At 37.0% G+C, this 2,743-nt stretch carries 3 protein-coding genes; 1 reads left to right on the forward strand and 2 read right to left on the reverse strand.

The genetic code is table 11. From position 1 onward, the window contains the following. Positions 1 to 134 precede the first annotated feature (134 nt). The gene (locus tag OA34_RS13145; protein ID WP_286683063.1) at positions 135 to 1,325 is read left to right on the forward strand and encodes a transposase; all 1,191 of its coding nucleotides are present in this window, start codon (positions 135 to 137) and stop codon (positions 1,323 to 1,325) included. Positions 1,326 to 1,467: 142 nt separating this feature from the next. On the opposite strand, the gene OA34_RS13150 is transcribed toward OA34_RS13145, so the two are convergent. Next, a complete protein-coding gene (locus tag OA34_RS13150) occupies positions 1,468 to 1,809 on the reverse strand; it encodes an ammonia-forming cytochrome c nitrite reductase subunit c552 (protein WP_039676155.1) in 342 nt (113 codons plus the stop codon). Between the two features lie 120 nt (positions 1,810 to 1,929). Then, a complete protein-coding gene (nrfH, locus tag OA34_RS13155; RefSeq protein ID WP_039676157.1) occupies positions 1,930 to 2,463 on the reverse strand; it encodes a cytochrome c nitrite reductase small subunit in 534 nt (177 codons plus the stop codon). Positions 2,464 to 2,743: the final 280 nt, after the last annotated feature.

A 2,743-nucleotide genomic window follows, 5' to 3' on the forward strand; every position in this document is an offset into this window, starting at 1 on the left:
GAGCCACTTGCAGATTCCCACAAACAACCCATAATTTAAGCTAATTTAAATTTTAAAAAGCCTTTTGAAATCATGTAAATGTTATAATTTTTTACCACAAAAATAATACAAAACATCAATCAAATAGGCTTTAAATGGGTATCTTACCAAAATTTTCTTTTAAAAATGCTTCCTCTGGATTATCAAAAATGTTGTTGCGAATTTTAAACCTTGAATCCTCTTTATTTCCAATTTTAAAAGAGGAGCTTAGATTGGAAGAGTTATCCCATAAAGAACAGAAGCTTATAAAGATATTGGACTTTGCACAGATTGAGAAAAATATAACAGTAGTATCTATTACAAACACTCCAAAGCATAGAGAAGAGATTGCACGAGCCTTCATAGCTAAAAGTGTTTATAATATGCAAACAACAAGAGATTTGATCGATAGGCTCAAAAACGATAGAACCCTCAGAGTATTATGTGGGTGGAGATACAAGAGTGATATTCCAAGCGAATCGAAATTTAGTAGAGTTTTTAAAGAGCTTAGCGAACTGCAAATTGCCCAGAAGACTCATGAACAGTTTGTCAAAGAGTATTTGTCCGATACTGTATTTCTCTATAATGCCAGCGATGCTACTAAGATACCACTAAGAGAAAAACCTCTTAAGGCTGAAAAAGAAGAAGAAAAACCAAAGTTAAAACGAGGCAGACCAAAAAAAGGTGAAACAAGAGAACCTATTAAGCCGACAATACTAAAACAACAAAAAGATATGCAAACAGTAGAGGAGATGTTGTCGCTTGTCTCGACTCAATGCGGTGTAGGTGTGAAGCAAAACTCCAAAGGCAACCGTGAAGTGTGGATAGGCGGTAAACTTCATATTAGCGCAGTAGATGGTGATATACCCATAACTGCATTTTACTCAAGTGCGAATGTTCATGATTCTTCAGTAGCACTCCCTTTGATACAAGAGACAAGCAAAAGAGTAAATTATCTTTATGACTTGCAAGATGCCGGATATGATGCTGATATTATTAGAGAGTTTTCACAAAAACATGGACACCGTCCAATTATAGACATAAACCCTAAAAATTCACAAGCCTTAAGAGACAAAATACAACTCGCAGAAGATGAGAAAAAGAAGTTTGAATATTTCAATCTTCCACAATCTTCAGATATCCATCACTACAACCAAAGAAGTATGGTTGAGAGAGTCAATAAATATCTTAAAGAAGACTTTGGATGCAATACAATCTATTATCAAGGAGCTACAAAAGTAGCCTCTGTTTTAGCCTTTGGGATACTCTGTATCTGTATCCATCAGAGTTTAAAAATGGTGACTTGATTTTACAGGTAAAAGTTAGAAAAAATCGTCCCAAATTCAAACCTAAACCATTAAGCACGCAGTTATAAATGGTAAATTAAAGTAAATCAGCCAAAAAAACTGTAAAATTACAAGCAATGGCTAAAATCAGTTTTTTAAAAAGTTAGAAAATTGAGCTTAGAAGATATTGGCTTGGCTGCTTGGTTGAATTTGCAAGTGGCTCTTGTGAAAAAGAATATCCTGCCCATACAATTGCTAAAGCAGGATCTTTGGCTAACATGTCGTTAAACGTATCAAACTCTTTTGTCTTTTTCCATGCATCGAATTGGCGAGGATAGTATTTTGCCCACTCTTCGCTCTTCTCTTTTCCTTGAACACCCGCAGCACTTGGAGCCGTAGCAAGTTCGACTCTTTGTTTTTCTTTTTCGTTAATACTGTTAGCAAGTAACGCCATCGCACCGATAGCAACCAATGAGCCGACCAGTAACAATTTGAACTTCATCATCATTTCTCCTTTTCTATTTTTACACGCTTTAAAAGCAAAGCTCTCAAAGCTACGCTGCGCTATACACTGAATCTTGCCTCTTTGAGGCAGAACTCTTTTTATTGCGCTTTAAAAATAAAGCTATTGGACTTCTTTAACACCCAAATTATTCGGTGTCGTGGTAAGACCTCTTACTTTGCCGTGTGGCACGCCCTTATGACACTCCCAACAACGTCTACCCGTAGCGACGCTTGGATCGTCATAATTGTGATTGGCATCCGCATTTTTAACCATTTGTGAGGTTAAACTTGCATGACACGAAATACAATTCTCCTGAACTCTCTTCGCACCATCGTCACTGATTTTAATCGCATTTTTGTACGTATTGAACGTAAATGCTACACTGTGGTTATACCCATCGCGCGCTTTGGCAATGTATTTGTTAACCATATTATCGCGTGGTAAGTGACAATCGATACACCCAGCCCTCCCAGCATGTGAACTGTGTTGCCATGTCGCGTATTGCGTGTTCATGACGTGACAGTTGATACAGGCTTTGGGATCGCTGGAGAGATACGACAACGCTTTAGACGCATGTACCATATAGGCAAAAAAGCCGATGGCGACGACGAAAGCTAAAAGTGCCGCGTACTTTAGGAAATTACTCTTTTTCACATTTCCTCCTTTGATATTCTATGTCGCTTCGTATCGAAACATCAGCGACAACGCCTTATTCGACCCAAATACAAGATATAACGCTTTCTTGTATCCAAAGACTTACAACCTCCTATTATTAATTTATTATTAAACAAACAATATAGTAAAAGTTATAGAGCTATTGTATAAAGAAAGCCGACAAAAAACCTTGACCTATGTCAATAATATGCAAACGGAGTATTGAAAAAAGTTATAGCATTTCTTGAAGTCTGTCCCTATTTACGATGCGAATATGATT

The organism is Sulfurospirillum sp. MES (assembly GCF_000789415.1).
In the GTDB taxonomy this organism is placed as follows: Bacteria; Campylobacterota; Campylobacteria; order Campylobacterales; family Sulfurospirillaceae; genus Sulfurospirillum; species Sulfurospirillum cavolei.

Excerpts from the sequence above, each read along its gene's own strand:
- OA34_RS13150 (WP_039676155.1), bottom strand. The coding sequence starts at position 1,809 with ATGATGAAGTTCAAATTGTTACTGGTCGGCTCATTGGTTGCTATCGGT.
- OA34_RS13145 (WP_286683063.1), top strand. The coding sequence starts at position 135 with ATGGGTATCTTACCAAAATTTTCTTTTAAAAATGCTTCCTCTGGATTA.